Below are 23,485 nucleotides of genomic sequence, written 5' to 3'. Positions count from 1 at the left end.
GTTTTCGCGCGCCGATCGTCCGGCATGCCGTAACGGATATTTCCCTTGGATCTCGATACACTCACCGGCTGTCTCGCCAGCTCCGCCTGTCTGGTGACGCAAACCACCAGCGGCTTCATCATCGGCATGTTGCTGTTTCTCGTCGCCGTCGGGCTGACGCTGATTTTCGGCGTGCTCAAGGTGGTGAATTTCAGCCACGGCGCTTTCTATATGTTCGGCGCCTATTTCGCGATGACGGCATATCAGCTCACCGGCAGCTTTGCGCTGGCGATGCTATGCGGTGCGGCCGGCACCGCGCTGCTGGGCTTGATCTTCGAGCGCGTCTTCATGAGCCGGGTCTATGGCCGCGACGTGCTGATGCAGGTCCTGGTCTGCTACGCCTTCGTGCTGATATTTGACGATGTCGTGCGGATGATCTGGGGCCCGGAATTCAAGTCGATGGGGATGCCGGCGGCGTTCCAGATTCCGCCGCTGTTCATCGCCGGCGGCGTGGTGCCGCCGTACTATCTGCTGCTGATTGCCGTCGCGCTGGTGGCCGCGATCGTTCTCGGCCTTGGTCTTGCTCGCACCCGGATCGGCAAGGTGATCCGCGCCGCGGCGCATAATCCGGGCATGGTGTCCGCGCTCGGCATCAACACCGGCCTGATCTATGGCGGCGTGTTCGCGCTCGGCGGCATGCTGGCGGGGCTCGCCGGCGCACTCGCCGCACCCGTGCGTTCGCTGACGCCGGGGATGGGATTTTCGGTGCTGATCGAATCCTTCATCGTCACGGTGATCGGCGGCATGGGCTCGATCCTGGGCGCACTGATCGGCGCGCTCCTGATCGGCATGATCCGCTCGTTCGGTTCGCTCGGCTTTCCCCTGTTTACGGAAGGCCTGATGTATCTGTTCATGGTGATCGTGCTGGTTTCCCGCCCGACCGGCCTGTTCGGCAAGGAGGTCGCGTGACCGAATTGCAGGCCGAACAGGCGAGCAAGGTGCTCGACAACTCCGTTACCCAGGCCAAGCCGCGCCCCAACCGGGATGCCCTGATTGCGCTTGCGGTCTTTGTCGTGCTCGCCCTGCTGCCGATGCTCACCAGCAGTAAATTCCTGCTCGACTTCGTGATCCGCTGCGCGGCCTATGGGCTGTTCGCGACGTCGCTCAATCTTCTGGTCGGCTACACCGGCCTGACGTCCTTTGGCCATGGCATGTTCTTTGGCCTCGGCGCCTACGGCTTCGGGCTGATGATGCAGAAGACCGGTGTCGCCGTTCCGGTGGCTTTCGTGGCAACGCTGGCGATCACGTTTGTCGTCGCGCTCGTCATCGGGGCCATTTGCGTGCGGCTGAAGGAAATCTATTTTGCCTTCGTGACACTGGCGTTCCAGATGCTGATCCATTCGACCATCCTGTCCTGGGTGTCGCTGACCGGCGGCGATCAAGGATTGCGCGGCGGCATTCCCCGGCCGCCATTTTTGGGCATTGATCTATCCAACCATCTGCATTTGTACATTGTCAGCTGCGCGCTGCTGGTGATCGGCCTGTTCCTGATGCACCAGATCGCGCAGTCGCCGTTCGGCTACACGCTGCGCATGATCCGCGACAACGCCACGCGGGCGAGTTTTATCGGCATCGACGTCTGGCGCGCCAAACTGACGATCTTCGTGCTCGCGGCGCTGTTCGCCTCGACCGGCGGCATCATCATGGCGCTGTTCGTCTCGGGCGCCTATCCGGAATTCGCCTATTGGACGATTTCGGGCGAGGGCATCTTCATCAACATGCTCGGCGGCGTGACCACCTTCCTGGGACCGATGGTAGGCACCGCGCTGTTCCTGATCCTCAACGATACCGTCACCCGTGTGACCGAGTATCACGGCATCGTTCTCGGCATCGTGATCCTGTTCTTCGCCATCGGCCTGCGCAAAGGCCTGATGGATTTCGTGATCGAATGGTACGTGCAGCGCCGCGAGCGTTCCGGGGAGCGCGCATCATGAGCCCGGCGGCGAAAGCGCGGATCAGCGTGGTAACGGGCGGTGCCAGCGGGATTGGCGCGGCTTGCGCGCGGGAGCTCTCCGCAGGCGGCGATCTTGTGATGGTCGTGGATCGCGATTTGGCCAAAGCAAGGGATGTCGCCGCGGAACTTGGCGGCAAGGCCTACGTCGCCGATGTCGGGGACGAGACCAGCGTCGAGGCCTGCGCGGAAGCGATTGAGCGCGAATGCGGGCCGGTCGATGTGCTCGTCAACAGTGCCGGGATCATCCAGGTGCCGGTGCGGCCGCACGATTTGCCCATGTCGGCCTGGGACGACGTCGTTCGTGTCGACCAGCGCGGCACCTATGTCGCCTGCCTCGCCTTTGCCCGGCGCATGATCGCGCGCCAACGCGGCAGCATCGTCAACATCGCCTCGATCGCCGGCATGCGCTCGATGCCGTTACATGCCTACGCCCCGGCCAAGGCGGCCGTGATTGCGATCACCGAATGCCTCGCCGCGGAGTGGGGCCCCTCCGGCGTGCGGGTGAATGCCGTTTCTCCGGGCTATACGCTGACGCCGGCGCTGAAGAACGCGATTGATAAAGGCGAGCGGGATGTCTCCGCGCTAACAGCCAATGCCGCGCTGCGCCGTCTGGTCGATCCTTCGGAAATCGGTCGCGTTGTCGCCTTTCTTGCCTCCGATGCCGCGTCCGCGATCACGGGCGCCAATCTGCCGGTCGATTGCGGCTGGTTGGCCGGTACATCATGGAGCACCTATGGCGGACTTCGGGAGGCGAATGGCTAGCCATGCTGGAAATTCGCGCACTCTCGAAATCTTTCGGCGGCGTCAAGGCGACCGACAACGTGACGCTCGATTTCCCTGATGGCTCGTTGACCGCTGTCATCGGCCCCAATGGTGCCGGCAAGAGCACATTCTTCAACCTGATCACCGGTGCGCTGAAGCCGGATTCCGGCCAGATCCTGCTCAATGGCGTTGATCTGGCCGGGCGCTCGCCGCCCGAGATCGTGCGCCATGGCATCGGACGCGCGTTCCAGGTCGCAAGTATTTTTCCCTCGCTCACGGTGCAGGAGACGATGCTGACCGCCGTCGGCGCCGATCAGCGCCGCGCCGGTGTCATGCATCGACGGTTTCCGCTGGCTGAAACCCGCGACCGCGCCGAACACGCGATGGAATTGCTGGGGCTTGCCAGCAAGCGCAGCCGCACCGCGGCGACGCTGTCGCATGGCGACCAGAAGCTGCTTGATATCGCGCTGGCGCTGGTGCTCGATCCCAAGGTCCTGCTGCTCGACGAGCCCACCGCCGGCATGGGCACCGAGGAGCGCTGGCGCATGATCGACAAGGTCAGGGAGCTCTGGGAGAAACAGAAGATCACGGTCGTCTTCATCGAGCACGACATGGATATCGTGTTCAAGATCGCGCCCGAGATCGTGGTGTTGTGCTACGGCAGAATCCTTGCCACCGGCAAGCCCGATGCGGTCCGCCGCAACGAGGCCGTCATCGAGGCCTATCTCGGCACCGAACATCACGCGGAGGCCGCGATATGAGCGCGCAGCCGGTGGTGCAGGTCGAGGACCTCGACGTTTTCTATGGCAGCAGCCAGATCCTGTTCGGCGTCGGTCTGTCGGTGCGGCAGGGCGAGACCATGGCGCTGCTCGGCCGCAACGGCGCCGGCAAGTCGACCACGATGAAGGCCATCATGGGCCTGGCGCCGGCGCGCCGCGGCAAGGTCACCCTGCGGGGCAGGACCGTATCCGGGTTGAAGCCGCATCACATCGCCCGCGCCGGCCTCGGCTTCGTACCGGAAGACCGCCAGATTTTCCCCGAGCATACGGTGGAAGACAATCTGGAGATCGGCGCCAAGAAGGGCCCCGATGGCCAGGACGAATGGTCGATCCGGCGCATCTACGACGTATTTCCGCTGCTGGAGCCCTTGCGGCACCGGATCGCGGGACGTCTCTCGGGCGGCGAGCAGCAGATGCTGGCAATCGCACGCACCCTGATGGGCAATCCGGCGCTGCTGCTGTTGGACGAGCCGAGCGAGGGGCTGGCGCCGATCATCGTGCAAAGGATCGGCGAATTGCTGCGACAACTTCGCGGCACCGGCGCCACGGTGTTGATCGCCGAGCAGAACATGCATTTTTGCCTTGGCCTTGCGAGCCACGCGACGGTTATCGACAAGGGCCAGATCGTCTACACATCCGGTATCGAAGAGCTGAAAGCCAACGAAAACATTCGTCAGCGCTATCTGGCGCTGTAGCGATGTTTGTCATTCCGGGGCGATGCGAAGCATCGAACCCGGAATCTCGAGATTCCGGGTCTGGTCCTTCGGACCATCCCGGAATGACGGCTGAGGGTTGTCAGCGCTTTACAGGCAGGGAGAAAAGATGACCGGAAAGCTATCGCCGACGCATGAGGCGCCGTACCGGGGTCTGCGGGTGCTCGATTTCGGGCAGGGCATCGCCTCGCCGTATTGCGCGATGTTGCTCGGCGTCTATGGCGCTGACGTGATCAAGGTCGAGCCGCCGGAGGGGGACTGGTCGCGTTTCCTGGGTACGACCTATGGAAACCACACGACGCTGTCGGCGGTCTATAACCGCGGTAAGCGCAGCCTCTGCCTCGACATGAAGCACAAGGACGCGATCGCAATCGCCCGGCAACTGGCGAAAGACTGCGACGTCCTGATCGAAGGCTTTCGTCCCGGTGTCGCCGCCCGGCTTGGAATTGGCTACGAGGAACTCTCGCGCGACAATCCCGGCCTGATCTATCTCTCGGTGAGCGCATTCGGGCAGAGCGGACCTTACTCAAAGCGGCCCGGCTCGGATTCCGTTGCGCAAGCGTTTTCCGGCCTGGTGTCGATCAATGTCGGCAACGACAAGACCCCGCACCGGGTGGGCACCACAGTCTCTGACGTCGTAACCGGCGTCTACGCCTTCCAGGCGATATCAACCACGCTGTTCGCGCGCGCGACCACCGGCACCGGCCGCTGGATCGACGTCAATCTCTGCCAATCGACGGCGGCGCTGCTCGGCCACAAGGTCGCCGAGCATATTCTGGAGGGCGGTGCGCCGCGGGCGCTTAACGTGCCGGCGGGGTCCTATCAGACCAGCGATGGCTGGATGATGGTGACGCTGGTGAACGAGCCGCAATACAAGCGCCTGTGTGCCGCCATCGAGCGCGACGATCTCGCCGGCGATCCGCGCTTTGCGGACTTCGCCAGCCGGGCCGACGCGGCCGACACGCTGATCTCGCAGCTGCGCGAGGTTTTCCTGGCGCGACCGACTGACGTCTGGCTGTCGCGGCTGCATGCGGCCGATATCATTGCCGAACGCATCCTCAATCCCGGGGAGTGGCTGCGCAATCCTCACGTCGAAGCGACCAACGCGTCGGTGTGCCAGGATACCCCCTGCGTCGGCCCGGTCTACACGCCGCGCACGCCGGGTATTGCCAGCCTTTCCGAAGACGCACTTTGCCCCGCGCCGGATATCGGACAGGATAGCGTAGCGATCCTGACCGAGGCCGGGCTCGATCGCGGCACCATCGATGATTTGATCGCGGCCGGCGCGGTGCGTCAGGCCAGACAATAAGGAAGCGGCATCATGAGCGCTGAACTCGTTCGCTACTCCGTCTCGGACAAGATCGCGGAGATCATGCTGGACCGGCCGCCAGTCAACGCGCTGAGCATGCCGCTGATCGATGCGTTGCTGGCGGCGCTGCAGAAAGCAAAGGACGATCCGTCGGTATCATCAGTCATCATCGGCAGCCTGCACAAGGTGTTCTGTGCCGGGCTCGATCTCGACATCGTCAGGGGTAAGCCCGGGATCGAAACCAAGAAATTCCTCGAGCGGCTGTATTTCGCGCTGAACGATACCCAGTATCGCATGGGCAAGCCGACCATTGCCGCGGTCGACGGCGCGGTGCGGGCCGGTGGCATGACGATTGCGATCTCCTGCGACATGATCATCGCCGGCGAGGCCTCGACCTTCGGCTATCCGGAGATCGATGTCGGACTGATCCCGGCGATCCACTTCGTGCAGCTGCCCCGGCTGGTCGGGAAACACCAGGCGTTCGGGCCGCTGTTTCTAGGCGAGCCCTTTGATGCCGCGACCGCATTCCGCATGGGCCTGCTCAGCGAAGTCGTGCCGAAGGGAACCGCGCTCGACCGCGCCCGCGATATTGCGCGGAAGCTCGCCGCCAAGTCGCCGATCGTGATGAAGATCGGCCGCGATGCCTTCATGCGCGCGGTCGATGCCGATTTCCGCCGTTCGGTGGAGAACACGGCCGAGAGCTTTGCGCTGGTGGCGACGACGGAAGATTGTCAGGAAGGCTTGAACGCGTTCGTCGAAAAGCGGACACCAAACTACAAGGGGCGCTGATGGCCGGACTATATTTCGAGGAGTTCGAGGTCGGCCGGGAATTTCATCATGAGTTCAGCCGGACCGTCACCGAGATGGACAATACGATGTTCAGCCTGCTGACGATGAATCCGCAGCCGCTGCATATCGATGCGCATTTCTCCGAGAATACCGAATTCGGCCAACGGCTGTTCAACAGCCTCTATACGCTCGGCATCATGATCGGCATGAGCGTCTACGATACGACGCTGGGCACGACGGTCGGTAATCTGGGCATGACCGACGTCAAATTCCCAAAACCGGTGTTTCACGGCGATACGCTGAAATCCCATACGAAGATCATCTCCAAGCGCGCCAGCAAGTCGCGGCCGACGCAGGGGATCGTCGAGTTCGAGCACACCATGACCAATCAGCGCGGCGAAGTAGTCGCGAGTTGCCGCCGCACCGGGCTGATGCATTGCAAACCAAAGGCGTGATTTGATGCGATCCTTCCTGTTCGTTCCCGGCGACAGCCTGCGCAAGTTCGAAAATGCCAAGAAGACCGCGGCCGATGCGTTGATCCTCGATCTCGAGGATTCGATCGCGCCGGACGAGAAGGCCGGGGCGCGGCGCACCGTGCGCGAAATGCTCGCTGCGCGGAACCCGAGCCAGAAGATCTATATCCGCGTCAACGCGCTCGATACCGGCATGACGCTGGGCGACCTCGCCGCCGTGATCCCGGGCCGGCCCGACGGTGTCGTGCTGCCGAAATGCGCCGGCGCTGCCGACGTGAATAAACTATCCCTCTATCTCGATGCGTTCGAAGCCGCATCTGACATCGAACACGGAACCACCCGTATCGTGACGGTGGCGACGGAGACGGCGCGCGCGGTGCTCAAGCTGCTCGATTTCGAGAACATGAGCCCGCGGCTGTGGGGCATGATGTGGGGCGCGGAAGATCTTGCGGCGTCGCTCGGCGCCTCGCGCAACCGGACCGCCGGCCGATATCATGGGCCGTTCTTGCTGGCACGCGACCTCTGCCTGATCAGCGCCGCGGCTGCCGGCGTCGTCGCGATCGACACCATCGCTACCGACATCAACGATCTCGAAGGCTTACGGGAAGAATCGATCGCCGCGCGTCAGGATGGATTTCTGGCCAAGGCGGTGATCCATCCCAAGCATGTCGATGTCGTCAACGCCGCCTTCCTGCCGGCGGACGAAGAGATCGCCTGGTCGGAGCAGATCGTCAAAGCCTTCAACGACAATCCGGCCTCCGGCGTCGTCAAGATCGACGGCAAGATGATCGACAAGCCGCATCTGCGCGCCGCCGAAAAGATTCTCGCGCTGCGAGCCAAGTAGGGTGGGCAAAGGCGCTCTTGCGCCGTGCCCACCATCCACTTCGATGGCTTGAATGGTGGGCACGCTACGCTTGCCCACCCTACGAACTGCGGGCTCGGTAGAGCGATCCGTAGCCCGGATGAGCGCAGCGATATCCGGGTAGCTTTGCGAAGAGTCCCGGATGTCGCTACGCACGTGCCTCGTCATTCCGGGTTCTTGCTTCGCAAGCCCCGGAATGACGGTGAGAGATGCGACAAATTGGCCCGTCGGGCAAAGTTTCGCTTTTCCGGAAGGGCAAATCAGAGGCACATATATCGCCATCCCGTCCTACTCAGAAGGGCGTCGGCCGTCGTCACGGACGTTGGGCGGGTTGCGGTGGACGCTTGGCTCACGTCTGACGACGGCGTGGATTGAGCGTACGGCAAAACCGTGTGGTCCTGGCACCCGTTGCAGGTGTCAAGCTGTCGGGTAGGCGAGAGCTGAACGGCAGCGACGGAGTCAACCAAGAACTCGTCTCCGGGAGATCACGGCATAAGCCGTAAAGCCACTGCGCAGGGAAGGCCGGGTGTTCACCGCTGCCCTGTATGCTCGTGTGCACTTTGTTTTGTGCAATCCGCACACGAGACCGCGGGTGCAGCGCGCACCCGGTCTTCCCTGCGCCCTCTGTATTTAGGGCGGGAAGTCTCTGGCAAAGCTCGGGCGCAATGCGTCGCGAGAATGCGAAACTGCGTTTGGATGACGGTGTAACAACAAACACCGCCGTCGTCCCGGCTCAAGGCCGGGACGACGAGCAGAGAGCATGAGCGCTATGGTGGACCGCCTCTACCCGAAGTGCATGGCCCCAGACCCGCGGCGTGAATTGACTTTGCGTCTTGACCGGCGGCAAATGCGCCCAACTAACAAACCCTGAGGAAAACACCATGGTTGACGCGCTGATCATCGACGCCTGCAGGACGCCGCGTGGCATTGGCAAGGCTGGCAAGGGCGCGCTCGCGGGCATTCATCCCCAGCAACTCGGCGCCACGGTATTACGGGCGCTGGCCGATCGCACCGGGATCAATACCGCTGACGTCGACGACATCATCTGGGGCACGAGTTCCCAACGCGGAGCGCAGAGCGGCGATCTCGGCCGGATGTCGGCGCTGGATGCCGGCTATGACGTGCGCGCCAGCGGCGTCACGCTGGACCGGTTCTGTGGTTCCGGCATCACCTGCGTCAACATGGCGGCCAACGCCATCATGGCCGGCTCCGAAGATCTCGTGATCGCCGGCGGTACCGAGATGATGTCGATGGAGGGCCGCCGCGGCGAGGGGCCGTTCATGATGGACAATGGCAATCTTCGTCTGCGCGCCCGGCACCCGCAATCGCATCAGGGCGTCTGCGCCGATGCGGTGGCGACGCTGGAGGGTATTTCGCGTCAGGACGTCGATGGACTCGGTCTGGAGAGCCAGAAGCGCGCGGCCGCCGCCATCAAGGGCGGTCATTTCGACAAGAGCCTCGTGCCGGTTCATCGCGAGGACGGCAGCCTTGCGCTGGACCGCGAGGAATATCCGCGCCCGCAGACCACGCTGGAAGGCCTTGCCGGGTTGAAGCCCGCCTTTACCGCGGTCGCGGACTATCCGCTCGACGACAAGGGGACGACCTACCGCACTCTCATCCTCGACAAGTACCCCGATCTCGACATCAACTTCATGCACCACGCCGGCAATTCCTCCGGCGTCGTCGACGGCTCGGCGGCCGTTTTGCTGGCTTCGCCGAATTATGCCAAGGCGCATGGCCTGAAGCCCCGGGCACGCGTGGTTGCGATGGCGAACATGGGAGACTCCCCGACCCTGATGTTGAATGCGCCGGTTCCGGCGGCCCGCAAGGTGTTGGCCAGGGCAGGCCTCACGCTCGATGATATCGACCTGTTCGAAATCAATGAAGCCTTCGCCGTCGTCGCCGAAAAATTCATCCGCGACCTCAAGCTCGACCGCGACAAGGTCAACGTCAATGGCGGCTCGATCGCGCTCGGTCACCCCATCGGCGCGACCGGCTCGATCCTGATCGGTACCGTTCTCGACGAACTCGAGCGGCGCGACCTCAGGCGTGGCCTGGTGACGATGTGCGCCGCCGGTGGCATGGCGCCGGCGATCATCATCGAGCGAGTCTAAAGCGTTTTCGAGCGAAGTGGATACCGGTTCGCGTGAAGAAAACGCGTCAATAATAAACTAAGCGGCCGGAAACTGAAGCTCGAACGCGGCGCCCTTATCTGATGGCAAAAGCCGGATCGAGCCACCATGACTTGCCATCACGGCCCGGACGATCGCGAGCCCCATGCCGGTGCCGCCGGTGTCGCGGCGGGTGGTGAAGAACGCGTCGAATATCTTCTCCCGGTTGGGTTCCGATATCGGGTCTCCGTCGTTGCTCACGGTCATCTTGACCGTGGCGCCTTCATCGACCGCTGCCAGCCTCACATTCCCAGCGTTGTGACGAATGGCGTTGTCGGTCAGATGCGAAAGGACGATGAGCGCCTTCTCATTGGACATGCCGATCGAACGTTCGAGACAGCCGGTGGCGTCGATCGCGCGGGTGGGAAAGCGGCTCTTCAGTCCACTGATGACCTGGCTTAATTCGGTGTGTTCATTCTGCGGCGTGGTCTCGGCGCGCGCCAGTTCGCGCAGCCGCTGTGTCATGGCTTCCAGGCGCTCGGTGTCACCCAGAATATTCGATACGAAACTCTTCTGCTCCATCCGCGTGAGATTGTCGGTCTTGCTCTGCAGCGAATCCAGCAGGAGTTCTGCAGCGCCCTTGATCGACGTCAGCGGCGACTTCAACTCGTGGGTGAGATGCGACGAGAAGGTCGCGATGTAATCCGATCGGCGCGACAATTGCTCGGCCATGTCGAGGAAGCTGTGCGACAGCTGGGAAAACTCGCGGGTGCCGTAATGCGCCAGCGGCTGAAAGGCGTCGCGGTCGCCGCGGCTGATACGGGCGGCGCGATCGACCAGTTCGCGCATCGGCCGGGTGATGGTGCGGGAAAATACCAGGCCAATGATGACAGTGGCGAAGATGACGGCGAAGCCGGCAAGAATGAACTTGCCGCGCTCCTGATAGAGATGGTCGAAGATGTTGCTCGGCGTCCTCGATAAGTAGACGACGCCGGCAACGCGGTTGTTGACGACCACGGGCATGGCCGAAAACACGTGAACGCCGACGCCGCGGCTGATCGAGTAGATCGGCGGCGGGGGCTTGTCGGGGACCCTGATCCGCAACGCGGCGCGATACTGCCCCTGCAGCGCCGTCGCCACCTCCTCGATATGCGCCAGCGATTGGCCGACCTCGTTGCGGCCGGCGATCACGACGCCGCGGGGATCGAGAATCCGGAAACCCGCGAGCGTGACCTTCTGCGTTTCCAGGATGATCGGCATCAGCCGCGCGCCGATCTCGACATAGGCCTGAGATGCGGGAGCACTGGCTGGAAGTGCGTCGGGCCGCCGCCGCAGCAGGTCGGCGCCGGCGGCAAGGTCGAGCGCTGGCCGGATTGGCGTCATCTTGTCGTCCGAAACAGGACGCGCTTCGGGCGGGAGTTCAGCGCCAAGGACAACCCCGGCATTGAGGCGGGCCTCCACGTCCCGCGCATAAACCGCAGCTAATACCCGGCTTTGGGCAATCAACTCGGCCTGCGTCTGGTGAATGAGCTGGTTGTCATAGAGCCGAAAGAAGAACAGCCCGACCAGAGGCAATGCAGCCACGGCGGCCAACGCGGCAAAAATGATCATTCCGACCGACGGCCGCCATTTCTCGCCGGCCCGTGATGTCATGCGTGCGGCTCGCATCGGCCGAGTTTGAAGCCAACGCCGTGGATGGTCTCGATGACATTGTCGCAATTCACCGCGGCAAGCTTGGCGCGGATATTGCGAATATGGCTGTCGATGGTGCGGTCCGACACCTGGATGTTGAGCTGATAGGCGGCGTTCATGATCTGCTCGCGGCTGAAGACCACCGACGGCCTGGTCAGAAAAGCCCTGAGGATTCCGAATTCGATGGCGGTCAGGCGAAGCGGTGTACCGGCGAACGCCGCAACATGCTGTTCCGGATCAACCAGCAGCCCGCCCTGGGAAAGCGCCGCCGTCGCCTTGGTGTCCGACCCACGCTGCGAGGTGCGGCGCAGGATGACATTCACCCGCGCGACGAGCTCGCGCGGGCTGAAAGGCTTGGTGACGTAATCGTCGCCGCCGATCTCGAGGCCCAGCACACGGTCGATCTCTTCGTCGCGTGCCGAAAGAAACAGGATCGGAACGTCCGATAATTTTCGGATATCCCGGCAGACGTCCAATCCATCGAATTCCGGCATGCCGATATCGAGAATCAAGAGGTCCGGCCTGTCGGCGGCGAAGCGGGTCAAGGCCTCCTTGCCGTCCCGCGCCTCGAACACGGTCATCCCGGCCTTCCGGAGCGCGACCCGGATGACCTCGCGAATATGCAAGTCGTCATCGACGATGAGGATACGGTGTGTCAAACGTCTCTCCGGTGCTGGATCATGGCTAGCTTACGGTCGAACTCTTCTGGGCATCAAGGGTGCGCTGCAGCCGCCAGCTCCGAAATCCCCAGGTGCGCCAGGAAGCCAAGTCATTGCGATGCTGTTCTACGAGGCTATTGCGGCGGGAAACAAAGATAGGGTCGAAAAAGATACGGTCGAGGCTGCGGAGTGCAATCGCCTTGTCGATGGCCGGCAAGGCCTGGGGCCCGAGCTGGATCAGATAGTTGATGTCGACCGTAACACCCTTGCCTGAAACCTCGCGGCTATGGTCGACATTGTAGTTCGCGATGATGGCAGGGAAATTGATCAGTGAACAGATATAGAGCGTTGAGGTCAAAGTAATGAGGTTCGCGCGGATCAGCCAATCGTTCGAACGATTGAGCCTGATGCGGGCAACGATGAGCAACAGTCCGAACGCGACAAGCAGCATCCAGATGAAGGCCGCGACGCGCCACCAGGTCAGCAGGTAGATCTGCACATAGAGATCGAGCCGCAGGATGGATGACGCAACCAGCAGGACGTTCTGCGCGACCCAGAGATAGACGAGCGGCCGGATCACCTTCGACTGTTCGGCCGGGCCGCCGGGTCTCATTGCGACGAGCACGAATCCGGAAGCCAGCAACGCCGTGAGGATCAGGGGATAGGCGCCCCGATGCGCATAGGCCGCATGGCTGATATCGGCCGGCAGCGTCGCATTGCCCCAGAGAAAGAACACGTCCAGGGCGGTTTGAACCGCGAACAGCAAATTGAACAGGATCAGCGAACGCAGGATGGTCGCCGCACCGAGGAAGTCGACGTCATGAACGGGCTTCTCCTGCTCCTCGATTGCTGCCACGGCCAAATCGGCGGGCACCTCGGGCTTGCGGCGCCACCGGACGTGGATAAAGGGCCAAACCAGCGACAAAGCGGCCGCCCAAAACAGCACCCGTCCCAGGCTGACATAGGAGGTGGCGCTGCCGGGGTTCAGCAGGCTGATCCATTTCTCAAGCAGCGGGTTGGCCGATACGAACAGAATCGCGAAGATGCCGCTCAGAACCACCGGAATGAACCACACGGTGAAACCTGCCGTCAGCGCCGGGAGATTGAACGCGCTGATGGCGTCCCGGAGCAATCTGAACGGACCGACCAGATAAAGGTCGCAGAGCGCGGCGGCTTGTTCGGCAACACCGGTGAGATTGCTATCCGTCGTTAGCGAGAGGCCAACGCCGAGCGCCAGGACAATGAAGAAGAGTGAGACCGCATTGAATTCCTCGATGGCCGGGATGAGGGCGGCGAGCACAAGGAGGCCCGCAAGCAGAACCTTCGCCTTGTTCAGCCTGGTGAAATTGGCAAGCAGCGCGCCGCCGGTTAGTGCAATGGCGAAGATAACAGCGGACATTCCGGTTCGCTGGCCGTAGAACAGCCAGTCGGCCAATGCCGCGAGGGCCACGGCAATGGCCGGCTTGATTGGGAAAGTGTTTTCGCGAACAGAGCCCTGGGGTGCCGGCGTGGAGAATTCAGCCATCATTGCGCTGCCTGTCTGGAGGGAAAAATTGCAGACCGGCGCCGTCGAGGGAGGTTCACAGAGCCACCAATTATCATTGGCTAGACGTGGGGGAATGGGCATTTGAAGGTCGTCGCCGGTTTGCAAGACGAGCTATGGGCGGCCGTTGTGCAAATGCCGGGAAGGCTGTCTGCAAGACTTCAGGATTCGTCTGCAGTTTCTGTGCAGCCCCGCTTAAGTGCTCGCGCGGCAATAACAAGTTTGATACGGCGATGATCTCGCCTGTAACAAACGCACACAGCATCGTCCTTCATGCAAATCATCAAACGTATCGGCGTCGGCCTGGTCTGGTTCGCGGGGCTGGCTTTCATTTTCGTCGCGGCGAACAAGAACGATCCTTATCTGATTGCGTTGCGTGGTACGGGTAACATCGTTCTTGTCGCGGTGAGCGTTGGCGTTCTCGCCTGCCTGCTTCGTGGCGGTCACTGGCGCAGGCGAGGGATCGCGGGAAAACTACTGGTCCTGCTGTGGTGCCTGCCGTCGCTGTCAATGCTGTGCGCGCAAGCTTCTTTCGAGTTGCGCAAACGAAACGTTCTGCAGACCGACGTCGCGCAGGCGCGTAGCCTCGGGCAGCATTTCATGGTGGGGTATTCATCATTCCCTGAGGTGGCTGCCTTGGCCGAAAAAGGCCTGATCGCCGGCATCTACATCACCAAGCACAATGTACGAAGAGCACCGGAGACGCTGAAATCCGAAATCTCGGCGCTTCAGGAAAAACGACGTGCCGCCGGCCTGCCGCCATTGATTGTCGCCGCCGACCAGGAAGGCGGCATCGTCTCGCATCTGTCGCCGCCCTTGACCAAATTGCCGGCGCTCTCGACGCTGGCGAGCCTTCCGCCGGATGTTCGCAAGGAGAAAGCGGAGGCCTTCGGGCGAACGCACGGAAAGGAACTGGCGGCGCTTGGCGTCAACCTCAATCTGGCGCCGGTGCTGGATTTGCGACCCGACGCGAAGCGTAACCGGTTCGATTTCAACACGCTGATCGGCCACCGCGCCATTTCCGATGATCCGGCCATCGTGGCCGACATCGCCAGGTCCTATGTCCATGGGCTTGAGGCCTTCGGCGTCGGTGCGACCGTCAAGCACTTTCCGGGACTGGGGCGGGTTCGTGCCGATACCCATCACTTCAGTGCTGGTCTCGACACGCCTCTGGCGGAACTCGAAGCGTCCGACTGGCGGCCGTTTCGGGATGTGCTGGCAGGCTCCAGGGCGCAGTTAATGATCGGGCATGTGACGCTGACCGCTGTTGATCCCGACCGCGCGGCGTCGCATTCCCGGCTTGTGGTTGACGGCATCGTTCGCAAGAAGTGGAATTATCAGGGCGTCATCATGACTGACGATCTGGTGATGGGCGCGATCTATCAGAACAATGTCTGCACAGCGGTGGTGGAAGCACTCAATGCCGGCGTTGATCTGCTGCTGGTCGCCTTCGACGGTACGCAGTTCTATCGGATCTTTGCGTGCGCCAAGGAGGCGTCTTCTCAGGGGAAACTCGATCCGGTAACGCTGCGCGACAGCGAGGCACGGCTGAAGCGGGCATTTCCGCCGGATTGAGAGAGACGCTGTTCGCGGTCTCGGTGCTGGAAGGTCTGGCGTTTGCCATGTAGCATTATCTTACGACGCGCCGGTCGTCGCCGCAGGTACCATCGTGGCGGGCCGGAAAAGACGTCCTCGGGGTGGTGCAATGCAGTTCGGAATCTTCGATCAAAACGATCACGGGCCCTATCCGCTCAGCGAACAATATGAAAACCGGCTGCAATTGATCGAGTTCTACGATCAAGCCGGATTCCGTACCTACCATATGAGCGAGCACCATTCGACGCCACTCAATCTGACGCCATCGCCAAGCGTGTTCCTTGCAGCGGCGGCGCAGCGCACCAAGCGTCTGCGCCTCGGTGCGCTGGTCTACGTATTGCCGGCGCACCATCCGCTGCGGTTGGCCGAAGAAATCTGCATGCTGGATCATCTGAGCCGGGGCCGGATCGAGGTCGGGATCGGCCGAGGCGCGTCGCCGCATGAGCTGCATTATTTTGGCGTCGATCCGGACCAGGCACAGGCAATGTATGTCGAGGCCTACACCGTCATCATGCAGGCGCTGACGCGGGCCGAGGTGAATTTTCAAGGCAAGCACTATCAGTTCGCGAACGTGCCGATCGACTTGAAGCCGGCCCAGCTTCCGCACCCGCCGCTATGGTACGCGGTCCCGGTGCCCGAGGGCGCGGTCTGGCCGGCGCAGAACGGGATCAACATCGTGTGCGGCGGGCCGTTGCCGCGGGTACGCGAAATTACCGACCGCTTTCGCGCCGAATGGGCTGCGGCGGGCAATTCGCCGGATCAGCTGCCGCTGCTCGGGATCAACCGATTTGTGGTGGCGGCCGACAGCGACCGGGAGGCGATGGCGCTCGGTCGCCGTGCCTGGCCGGACTTCTACAGCAGCTTCATGAAGCTCTGGAAGAAGCACGGTACGTAGCCGCGTTTCGCCCGGCTGCCCGGGGATTTCGATACGATGGTACAAAACGGCGGTGCGATTGCGGGATCACAGGGCACGATCCGGGAGCAGGTCAGAAGGATGACCGAGGAGGCGGGCGCCAACTACTTCATCAGCCAGTTTTCGTTCGGCAACCTCAGCCAACAGGAGGTGTTGCACTCCGCTGGCATCTTCGCGCGCGAGATGCTGCCCGTGGCGCGGGAGCGCGTGGCGCAGACCGCCGGGGAACACCAAGGATGATCATTCGCGTTATCGCATCGAGCCGATCCGTCGAAATCGATGACCCCGGAAATTTCAAGGCATTCTCGGTCCGCATCGAAGGGGCAATGGATTCCACCGTACAGGCAAAACTGCTCGGCAGCGTGGCCGTGCGCAGCGATCGCAAGCATGCCTGGATTTCGGAGCAGGTCTTGCGCGATTGGCCTTCGCTCAGATGCGAGGCGTGGTGGCAGGATGGCCTGTCGAACATGATCGCAGCGGTGCAGAAATTCGGCTGGATCGACCAGATCAACCATTCGATCCGCGCCCACATCGAATACGCGCCGTAGCGGTTTGGCGCACTGCAGCCTCGCTCAGTAACGAGTGCTGAGCGCAGGTTTGTAGTCCTGCCGCCTGGACCACGACGCGTAATAGGCAACGCCCGCCATGATCGCGATTCCGGCGATGCTGACCAGGAAATGCATCGCGAGCGAATTCGGTCCCGTGATCAGGAAGAAATGCCCTGCAAAGGAAAGGAAGACACCGGCGCAGAAGACAGGCAACCATTCTTCCCCGCACTTCACGATCGGCCGCAGGGCTGGCTGTTGAAATCCATGCCAGTCTCTCGGGACCGCGAACGAGAAGAGGAAGGCAAGAGTGAGGAAATGAAGTACCCTGTAAGGGGCCAGATTTTCCCTTTCATTTGGAAGGAAGAAATTGAGCACGGCGTCAGGAACGATTCCAGCCAACTGCGGCAGGTTTCCGGCCGCGGTCACGATCAACGCGAACAGGAGATAGAGCAAAGCCGTCATGCGCAGGATCGAAAGATCCTGCAGCGAACGAATCGTCCGCATTTGCTTCGCGCTGCCCAAGGCGAACCAGGCGCCGAGCACGAACAGCAACTGCCAGGAGAACGGATTGAAGTACCAGTGCCCGTCCGGAAATGAGGATAGATTCCAGTCGAATTTGCGAGCGGCGACGTAAAGGACGATCGACCCGGCTGCCGTCAGGTTCGGCCGGCGCAATATTCCGAACAATACGACCGGAAAGAACGCCATCAGGACGATGAAGAGCTGCAGCACATCGAGGTTGAGCGGCTTGGCCTGGAGCAGCAGGCCGTAAATCAATGTCCGGATCGTGTGGCCGAGGATTCCGGCGACATTGAATTCGTGGATGATCTCGGGCGCCGCCGATTTCCTGGCGACGTATCCGATCAAGTCGATATAGATCACGAACAGGACGACATAGGCGGCGTATAGCTGCCATACGCGCCTGAAAATGCGGGTAGCGGTGACCAGGAAACCGCGCTCCAGCATCATTTTTCCATAGAGGATCGCGGCGGTATAGCCGCCGACAAACACGAACAGGTCGGTTGCGCCGCTGAATCCGAAATTCCGCAGGGTCAACATGCTGACCGCGTTATGCGGAATGTGATCCAGAAATAAAAACCAGGCAGCGATACCTAGCAGCAGACTGAGCCGGGGATCGCCGTCGCGTGCGGCAATTTCGGCCTTCATTGACGGAAACATGGAGTGTAAGAACTTTGCAAGCCGGAGAAAATCGAATCGCTTATTTAGCGCAATTGTCTGCGCTGTCCGAGTAGCCTTTGCGTGAAGAATATTTAAGGAAGCCGGCGGCGATCAAAGCCCGTTAATGATCACATTATTTTGACGACGGAATAAAGGTCGCGCGAGTTCAGACGGTTTCATGTTTCCGCAGGTCGCGTCGGTGGTCGAATTGGTCGGCCTGCAGATCGACGCTTGCCGTGCCAATGTCGGGAAGCGCGGCTTCGTTCAGAATGTCGGCGGTTATGTCCTCGACGGAGGAATCGACGATTTCATGGATAAAACTGATGTTCCTGTATTCACCCGACGCAATCCGCGAGATGACCTCGCGCCGGGTGATTTCAGGATCGACAATGGCCTCGCGGCCACGCCGGCCGTAATCGATCATCACGACGAAATACTGCATATTTGGCAATCTGTCAGTCCCCCTGGAACGGATGACCCCAGTATTGCTGAAAACCAGAAAAAGTCAAGCGAAAATTCGGTAAAACAGCAATCAAGGCAGAGCAAGGCCTGCTCCCGACGGCTGGTCGGCCGAATCACTTGATGGCTTTACCTGCCGAATCGCTTCCCTTTCTCCGGCATCCCGTTCGCTATTTTGCCTTGCCGGCCTTGCGTGTCTTCGCAGCTGCCTTATTGCGCAGGCGTTCGATCTGACCCCGCGGCAGGGTGACGCAGATCTCGCCGATCCATTCGAGTTTCACGCCCGTGATCGGCTTGGCGTTGAAGCTCTTGAGATTGACCAGAGGTGAGGACTTTCCTCGCTCGATCGTCTTCAAATAGCGCTCGCCGGTCTTCAGGCGCACAACGGCCTCTTCGCCGTAGAAGCTCGACAGCGGATGGCGCTGCTCGCGGAAAACCACGATAACGTCGCCATTTTCGTACTTTGGCAGCATGGAATCGCCCGCAACTTCAAAGGCGATGGTCTCTTCGGCCATCGGGAAGGGCAGTTCGACCTCACCGAGGCCTTCCGGCGGCACCTGTTCATGCTCCGGCTCGATCGTTGCGCCGGCGCCGACCCGGCCCATGATCGGCACCGAATTCAGCCCGAGATATTCCGTGATCGGCCCGATCTCGGACGCCTTGATCAGGCGTATCCCGGACAGGATTTCCGAGACTGCGCCCGCACGGACCCCCATGGCCTCCGCCAGGCCCCCCTTGCTCTTGCCCGTCCTCTCAAGTGCCCGTTCGATCATTTTGACGTCCAGCATGTGCTCATCCTTTCCCGAATTTCGGAAACACTAGCAGTTAGGATTACCAGAAATCAAGCTTGACTTTTTGTTCGGAATATCGGAAATAGATGGAGGTCGCCGGGCGGCGTTGAAAGAAACAGGAAATTCGGTAATGGAACCAACAGACTGGGCGCCCGAGCACTCGGGCGCGCTGCGGGAGCTTTTTGCCCTCCATTTGTCCTTTGCCAGGATCGCGGCAGCTATCAACAGGAAATTCAACACAGCTTACTCGCGCAATGCCGTGCTGAGCCGTGCCAGGCGGATGGGGCTCGCCTGGAACGATCGGGCCGGATCGTCTACATGCGTGCAGCCGCGGTTAGACCGGCCGGGTAAAATACACCTGGGGGAGTCGAGATTGCCCAGGGTTCCATGGCCGATGCCCCCGTATAGAGGGACGAAGCCGGTCGAGCTGCGTTGTGTCGAGATCGATCCGCGGCACCTTTCGCTGATCGAACTGGAGCGCGGCGATTGCCGCTACCCTTACGGCGGGGACGAAGAGGGCGAAGCCATCACCTTCTGCGGTCATCGACGCCGGCCTGGCTCGAGCTACTGCACACCGCACTTTCATCTGAGTCGCGGCCCCGGCACGCCATCGGAACGCACGGCGTGCACCGTCTTGCTCAGGCTGGTCGAGACGGCATGAACCGCAACGCCGGGTTCTTCCGGGCGCAATCCAAACCCCATCGTTCTTGAAAGGAGATCATCCGACATGCCGAGAGCCAAACGGAACAAGCCGTATAACCCTGCAAAGGCACACGACCGGAAATCCCGGGATTTGCCACGGGTCGCGACCGTCGAGGTCGACAATCCCCTGGCGCTGGAGCCGGGCGAGAAGATCGTTACCCTGCGTTCGATTCGCAACGATCCGCTTGCCCGCCTGCATTCGCATCGCCAGATCGATGAGGCGCAGTACCAGGGCGGGCGGGCCTTCCAGAGCGATTGGGAGAGAGCCGAACGCGGCCCGCGCGCCGTCGATCCGACCAGGGAGTACGTTGATGGCGGGCAGATGCGGGAGCCGATCACGGAGGGGCAGCGCAAGGCCGTGCTGCGGCTAAATCGCGCCGAGCGCGAGCTGGGGGCCGATGGTTCGGCGCTGGTGCATGACGTCCTGGTTCATGGCTTGACCATGGAGCAGGTTGGACAGAGGCGGGGATTACGCACGCAGCGCTGGAAGGACTATTTCGCACGCCGGTTCTGCGAATGCCTCGACCGGCTGGCGCTGATCTATGGGTTCGCGACAGCCAATCCCGCAAAAACGCCCCCGCGATGAAGCATTATTCCAGCCCTGCGCGGCGGAACCCCTCCAGATAATGCTCCCGATCGTCGTCGAGCTTCCAGGGCAGCTGCGTCGCGATCCAGGCCAGCGATATGTTGGGCTGGGTTCGCCGCAACTCCTTGAGCGCAGCTTTGGCGACCTCGATCTTTCCGGCCATGCCGGCGGCCACCGTCAGCACGCGGTAGGCGCCGCTGAGATCGCCGCGCTGGCGGGTCGCTTCGCGGGCGAGCGAGATCGCTTCACTATAATTCCTGCCGACGAACTGGGCATAGGCAGCGACGCCGTAATAGATCGCGGACGAGGGATCGCGCGGGCTCTGGCGGATGGCGCGCTGCGCGGCCGCATAGGAGTCCTGCCATCGCCCGCTATAGGACAGCGCCAGCGCGTAATATCCTTGCGCCAGCGAGAAGTTCGGGTTGAGCTGTAACGCCAGCTCGAATTCGGCCAGCGCGTGGTCGAGGCGACGGGTGGAGAAATAGACACTGGCGAGCGCGGTATGCGCCCACGCATCCTCGCTGTCGGCTGCAATGGCCGCAAGCGCGGCGCGCTCGGCGATGGGGGCTACGGTCGTAATGTCCGCCCAGCCCAGATGCACGCCGAACATGTGGTTGGTGGCGATCAGGGCCAGCGCCTGGCCGTAGTTCGGATCGATCGCAATCGCCTGTTCCAGGAGCGTCTGAGCGGCGGCGCTGTCCGTCCGCGTCACGCGCCAATGATGCGACAGCGCCCGCATAACAAGGTCCCACGCGTCCACGCTGTTCGGAGGTTTGCGCCGGCTGCGAAAGTTTTCGGCGGCATAGATCTGCGGCTCGATCGCCGCGACGATGGCATCGGTGATCTCGTCCTGCACGGCGAACACGTCGACCAGATCGCGGTCGTAATGCTCTGCCCAGAGGTGGCTGCCGGTCGCGGTGTCGTTGAGTTGCGCGGTGATGCGCACGCGATCACCGCTCTTGCGCACGCTGCCTTCGAGGACGTAGCGCACCCCCAGTTCGGCGGCGACCTGCTTCAGATGCACCGCCTTGCCCTTGTAGGAAAACGACGAGTTGCGGGCGATGACGAAGAACCAGCGCAATTTCGACAACGCGGTGATGATGTCTTCGCTGATCCCGTCAGAGAAGTATTCCTGTTCCTGGTCGCCGCTCATGTTGTCGAACGGCAATACGGCAATCGCCGGTCGATCCGGTAACGGCAATGGCCGGGGGGGCGGTTCGGCAGCTGCTTTCGCTGGCGCGGGGGGCGGATGAACGCCATTCACATGCTCGTTCACGTCTCCAACGAAACGCAGACCCTTTCGCGGAATTGTCCGGATCAGCCGTTGCTCCTTGCCGCAGTCGCCGATGGCGTTTCGGGCGGCGTTGATGCGGCTGTCGAGCGTTGAGTCCGACACGGTCCGACCGCCCCAAACCAGCGCGATGAGATCGTTCCGGCTGACGACGTGATCGCGATGCTTCAGCAGATGAACCAGCAAGTCGAATACTTGCGGCTGCATCGCAACCAGTTCGCCGTGGCGGCGCAACTCGCGAAGATTGGTGTCCAGAGCGTACTTGTCGAAGTCGAATCTCACGTGCGTTGTCGCATCCTTTCTCAACAAACAATCAAGTCCATCTCATGGAGAGGTCAAGCGTCCCGCAAAGTCTTGTCGGCGCGTTTCAGTCATCCTGCAAAAACCGAAGTCACGATCCCATTGCTCCCCACGGAGTTGGTTTCATGTCCGAAGCCCGAGCCATTGGCTCAGTCATGCCGACAAATCGAATGCTCAAATTCACTGCATTTCTGTTCGGCGCTGTGGCCTATTTCACATTTCTCTTCACGATTTTGTATGCGATCGGGTTCGTATCGGACCTGGTCGTGCCGAAGGCCATCGATACCGGCGCGAATTCGCCCGTTCTTGAAGCAATCGCCATCAATCTCGCGTTGCTGTCGCTGTTTGCCATTCAACACAGCGTGATGGCGCGCAAGGGCTTCAAACGATGGTGGACGCAGTTTATCCCGGAACCGTTCGAACGCAGCACCTATATGCTGTTTGCCAGCCTGATGTTGCTTTTGCTGTTCTGGCAATGGCGGCCGATTCCGACCGTCGTCTGGCAGATCGAAGAGCCCGAAATGGCCGCGACGATCGCCATATTATCGTTTATCGGCTGGGTGGTGGTATTTACCAGCACATTCCTGGTCAATCATTTCGAATTGTTCGGACTGCATCAGGTCACCAAACACCTGACCGGTCGGGAGATGCCGCCACCGACTTTCCCGACGCCGCTGCTCTACAATTTCGCGCGGCATCCGATTTATCTCGGCTTCATCATCGCGTTTTGGGCGGCGCCGACCATGAGCGTCGGACATCTGTTGTTCGCGGCGGTGACCACGGCCTACATCCTCATCGGGAAATTTCTCGATGAGCGACCTCGTCGACATGTTTGATGACGACTATCTTCATTACAAGCAGCGGTATCGATGCTGTGCCAGTGGCGCAGATAGATCTGATTGGACCCTTCAATTATCTGTAAGGAGACAGAGGCTATGAAGCATACGGGAAATTGTTTCTGTGGTGCGGTCGAAGTGCAGGTGACGGGTTCGCCGGAGGGCATGGGGTACTGCCATTGCGGCTCGTGCCGGTCGTGGTCCGGCGGGCCGGTGAACGCCTTTACGCTGTGGAAGCCGGAAGCGGTGGAGATCACATCGGGCAAGCAACACGTCGCGACATTCGAGAAGACACCGATGAGCCAACGCAAATACTGCGCGAAGTGCGGCGGGCATCTGATGACGAACCATCCTACGCTGGGGCTCGTTGACGTCTTCGCGGCGACGCTCCCGACGCTCCGCTTCACGCCGGGCGTGCACATCAATTATGCCGAGACCGTGCTGCCGATGCGTGATGGCTTGCCCAAACTGAAGGACTTTCCCGCCGAGTTGGGTGGTTCCGGTCAAGCCGTTCCCGAATGAGGGAATGAGCTTTCCATACCGGGAACGACGTGGCGAACCGGGTTCGCCGTGCAATCGCCTTGTGAAGCGTCGCCGCC

At 61.5% G+C, this 23,485-nt stretch carries 24 protein-coding genes and 1 pseudogene; 18 read left to right on the top strand and 7 right to left on the bottom strand.

Annotated elements, in window-relative coordinates; genetic code table 11:
• Positions 1 to 45 precede the first annotated feature (45 nt).
• From JQ575_RS19220 to JQ575_RS19175, 10 genes are all read left to right on the top strand, one after another.
• Positions 46 to 948 carry a branched-chain amino acid ABC transporter permease gene (locus JQ575_RS19220; RefSeq protein WP_212034780.1) on the top strand — a complete coding sequence of 301 codons (903 nt, stop codon included), beginning with the start codon at positions 46 to 48 and terminating at the stop codon, positions 946 to 948.
• Positions 945 to 1,973, top strand: coding sequence for a branched-chain amino acid ABC transporter permease (locus tag JQ575_RS19215; protein ID WP_409364801.1), 1,029 nt, complete (start codon positions 945 to 947; stop codon positions 1,971 to 1,973). Before JQ575_RS19220 ends, JQ575_RS19215 begins: the two co-directional genes overlap by 4 nt.
• Positions 1,970 to 2,755 (top strand): SDR family NAD(P)-dependent oxidoreductase, encoded by a 786-nt coding sequence (locus JQ575_RS19210; protein WP_212034779.1) that lies wholly within the window; start codon positions 1,970 to 1,972, stop codon positions 2,753 to 2,755. Before JQ575_RS19215 ends, JQ575_RS19210 begins: the two co-directional genes overlap by 4 nt.
• Before the next feature lie 2 nt (positions 2,756 to 2,757).
• A complete protein-coding gene (locus JQ575_RS19205; protein WP_212034778.1) occupies positions 2,758 to 3,516 on the top strand; it encodes an ABC transporter ATP-binding protein in 759 nt (252 codons plus the stop codon).
• Positions 3,513 to 4,229: an ABC transporter ATP-binding protein gene (locus tag JQ575_RS19200; protein WP_211998685.1), complete on the top strand. Its 717-nt coding sequence runs from the start codon at positions 3,513 to 3,515 to the stop codon at positions 4,227 to 4,229. The genes JQ575_RS19205 and JQ575_RS19200 overlap by 4 nt, the downstream gene beginning before the upstream one ends.
• A gap of 127 nt (positions 4,230 to 4,356) precedes the next feature.
• The gene (locus JQ575_RS19195) at positions 4,357 to 5,556 is read left to right on the top strand and encodes a CaiB/BaiF CoA-transferase family protein (protein ID WP_212034777.1); all 1,200 of its coding nucleotides are present in this window, start codon (positions 4,357 to 4,359) and stop codon (positions 5,554 to 5,556) included.
• Positions 5,557 to 5,568: 12 nt separating this feature from the next.
• Positions 5,569 to 6,345, top strand: coding sequence for an enoyl-CoA hydratase/isomerase family protein (locus JQ575_RS19190; RefSeq protein ID WP_212034776.1), 777 nt, complete (start codon positions 5,569 to 5,571; stop codon positions 6,343 to 6,345).
• On the top strand, positions 6,345 to 6,800 hold the full coding sequence (locus JQ575_RS19185) for a MaoC family dehydratase (protein WP_211998688.1): 456 nt from the start codon (positions 6,345 to 6,347) through the stop codon (positions 6,798 to 6,800). The genes JQ575_RS19190 and JQ575_RS19185 overlap by 1 nt, the downstream gene beginning before the upstream one ends.
• A 4-nt stretch (positions 6,801 to 6,804) precedes the next feature.
• Positions 6,805 to 7,662, top strand: a complete 858-nt coding sequence (locus JQ575_RS19180; RefSeq protein WP_212034775.1) for a CoA ester lyase — start codon at positions 6,805 to 6,807, stop codon at positions 7,660 to 7,662.
• 899 nt (positions 7,663 to 8,561) lie between these two features.
• Positions 8,562 to 9,794, top strand: a complete 1,233-nt coding sequence (locus tag JQ575_RS19175) for an acetyl-CoA C-acetyltransferase (protein WP_212034774.1) — start codon at positions 8,562 to 8,564, stop codon at positions 9,792 to 9,794.
• Positions 9,795 to 9,851: 57 nt separating this feature from the next.
• On the opposite strand, the gene JQ575_RS19170 is transcribed toward JQ575_RS19175, so the two are convergent.
• Genes JQ575_RS19170 through JQ575_RS19160 form a run of 3 tightly spaced genes read right to left on the bottom strand, consistent with a single transcriptional unit; the run spans position 9,852 to position 13,667 of the window.
• Complete coding sequence (locus JQ575_RS19170) at positions 9,852 to 11,444, bottom strand: ATP-binding protein (RefSeq protein WP_212034773.1); 1,593 nt, start codon at positions 11,442 to 11,444, stop codon at positions 9,852 to 9,854.
• Entirely contained in the window at positions 11,441 to 12,142 is a 702-nt protein-coding gene (locus JQ575_RS19165) for a response regulator transcription factor (RefSeq protein WP_212034772.1), read from the bottom strand. The genes JQ575_RS19170 and JQ575_RS19165 overlap by 4 nt, the downstream gene beginning before the upstream one ends.
• Positions 12,143 to 12,167: 25 nt before the next feature.
• On the bottom strand, positions 12,168 to 13,667 hold the full coding sequence (locus tag JQ575_RS19160) for a DUF4173 domain-containing protein (protein ID WP_312015967.1): 1,500 nt from the start codon (positions 13,665 to 13,667) through the stop codon (positions 12,168 to 12,170).
• A gap of 291 nt (positions 13,668 to 13,958) precedes the next feature.
• On the opposite strand from JQ575_RS19160, the gene JQ575_RS19155 reads away from it, so the two are divergent.
• The 4 genes from JQ575_RS19155 to JQ575_RS19140 all read left to right on the top strand — a co-directional run bounded on the left by JQ575_RS19155 (position 13,959) and on the right by JQ575_RS19140 (position 16,742).
• A complete protein-coding gene (locus JQ575_RS19155; RefSeq protein WP_212034770.1) occupies positions 13,959 to 15,260 on the top strand; it encodes a glycoside hydrolase family 3 protein in 1,302 nt (433 codons plus the stop codon).
• 130 nt (positions 15,261 to 15,390) lie between these two features.
• A complete protein-coding gene (locus JQ575_RS19150; RefSeq protein WP_212034769.1) occupies positions 15,391 to 16,176 on the top strand; it encodes an LLM class flavin-dependent oxidoreductase in 786 nt (261 codons plus the stop codon).
• 36 nt (positions 16,177 to 16,212) lie between these two features.
• On the top strand, positions 16,213 to 16,434 hold the full coding sequence (locus tag JQ575_RS19145) for a hypothetical protein (RefSeq protein WP_212034768.1): 222 nt from the start codon (positions 16,213 to 16,215) through the stop codon (positions 16,432 to 16,434).
• The gene (locus JQ575_RS19140) at positions 16,431 to 16,742 is read left to right on the top strand and encodes a hypothetical protein (RefSeq protein ID WP_212034767.1); all 312 of its coding nucleotides are present in this window, start codon (positions 16,431 to 16,433) and stop codon (positions 16,740 to 16,742) included. The genes JQ575_RS19145 and JQ575_RS19140 overlap by 4 nt, the downstream gene beginning before the upstream one ends.
• Positions 16,743 to 16,766: 24 nt before the next feature.
• On the opposite strand, the gene JQ575_RS19135 is transcribed toward JQ575_RS19140, so the two are convergent.
• The 3 genes from JQ575_RS19135 to JQ575_RS19125 all read right to left on the bottom strand — a co-directional run bounded on the left by JQ575_RS19135 (position 16,767) and on the right by JQ575_RS19125 (position 19,168).
• Complete coding sequence (locus JQ575_RS19135) at positions 16,767 to 17,921, bottom strand: OpgC domain-containing protein (RefSeq protein WP_212034766.1); 1,155 nt, start codon at positions 17,919 to 17,921, stop codon at positions 16,767 to 16,769.
• Positions 17,922 to 18,087: 166 nt separating this feature from the next.
• Positions 18,088 to 18,363, bottom strand: coding sequence for a hypothetical protein (locus tag JQ575_RS44690; protein ID WP_249166759.1), 276 nt, complete (start codon positions 18,361 to 18,363; stop codon positions 18,088 to 18,090).
• Between the two features lie 187 nt (positions 18,364 to 18,550).
• A complete protein-coding gene (locus JQ575_RS19125) occupies positions 18,551 to 19,168 on the bottom strand; it encodes an XRE family transcriptional regulator (RefSeq protein WP_212034764.1) in 618 nt (205 codons plus the stop codon).
• A gap of 133 nt (positions 19,169 to 19,301) precedes the next feature.
• Here JQ575_RS19125 and JQ575_RS19120 point away from each other — a divergent pair, with 133 nt between their 5' ends.
• Both JQ575_RS19120 and JQ575_RS19115 read left to right on the top strand, forming a co-directional pair.
• Positions 19,302 to 19,832 carry a GcrA family cell cycle regulator gene (locus tag JQ575_RS19120; RefSeq protein ID WP_212034763.1) on the top strand — a complete coding sequence of 177 codons (531 nt, stop codon included), beginning with the start codon at positions 19,302 to 19,304 and terminating at the stop codon, positions 19,830 to 19,832.
• 66 nt (positions 19,833 to 19,898) lie between these two features.
• Positions 19,899 to 20,459 carry a DUF6456 domain-containing protein gene (locus tag JQ575_RS19115; RefSeq protein WP_212034762.1) on the top strand — a complete coding sequence of 187 codons (561 nt, stop codon included), beginning with the start codon at positions 19,899 to 19,901 and terminating at the stop codon, positions 20,457 to 20,459.
• Positions 20,460 to 20,463: 4 nt separating this feature from the next.
• Here the strand turns inward: JQ575_RS19115 and JQ575_RS19110 are convergent, their stop codons facing one another.
• Positions 20,464 to 22,032, bottom strand: a complete 1,569-nt coding sequence (locus JQ575_RS19110; RefSeq protein ID WP_212034761.1) for a winged helix-turn-helix domain-containing tetratricopeptide repeat protein — start codon at positions 22,030 to 22,032, stop codon at positions 20,464 to 20,466.
• 143 nt (positions 22,033 to 22,175) lie between these two features.
• On the opposite strand from JQ575_RS19110, the pseudogene mddA reads away from it, so the two are divergent.
• Both mddA and JQ575_RS19100 read left to right on the top strand, forming a co-directional pair.
• A pseudogene (mddA, locus tag JQ575_RS19105) lies at positions 22,176 to 22,943 on the top strand (methanethiol S-methyltransferase).
• A gap of 42 nt (positions 22,944 to 22,985) precedes the next feature.
• A complete protein-coding gene (locus tag JQ575_RS19100) occupies positions 22,986 to 23,408 on the top strand; it encodes a GFA family protein (RefSeq protein ID WP_212034760.1) in 423 nt (140 codons plus the stop codon).
• Positions 23,409 to 23,485 lie beyond the last annotated feature (77 nt).

The organism is Bradyrhizobium sp. JYMT SZCCT0428, from assembly GCF_018131075.1.
Taxonomy (GTDB): Bacteria; Pseudomonadota; Alphaproteobacteria; order Rhizobiales; family Xanthobacteraceae; genus Bradyrhizobium.
This window is presented reverse-complemented; position numbering and strand designations above follow the sequence as displayed.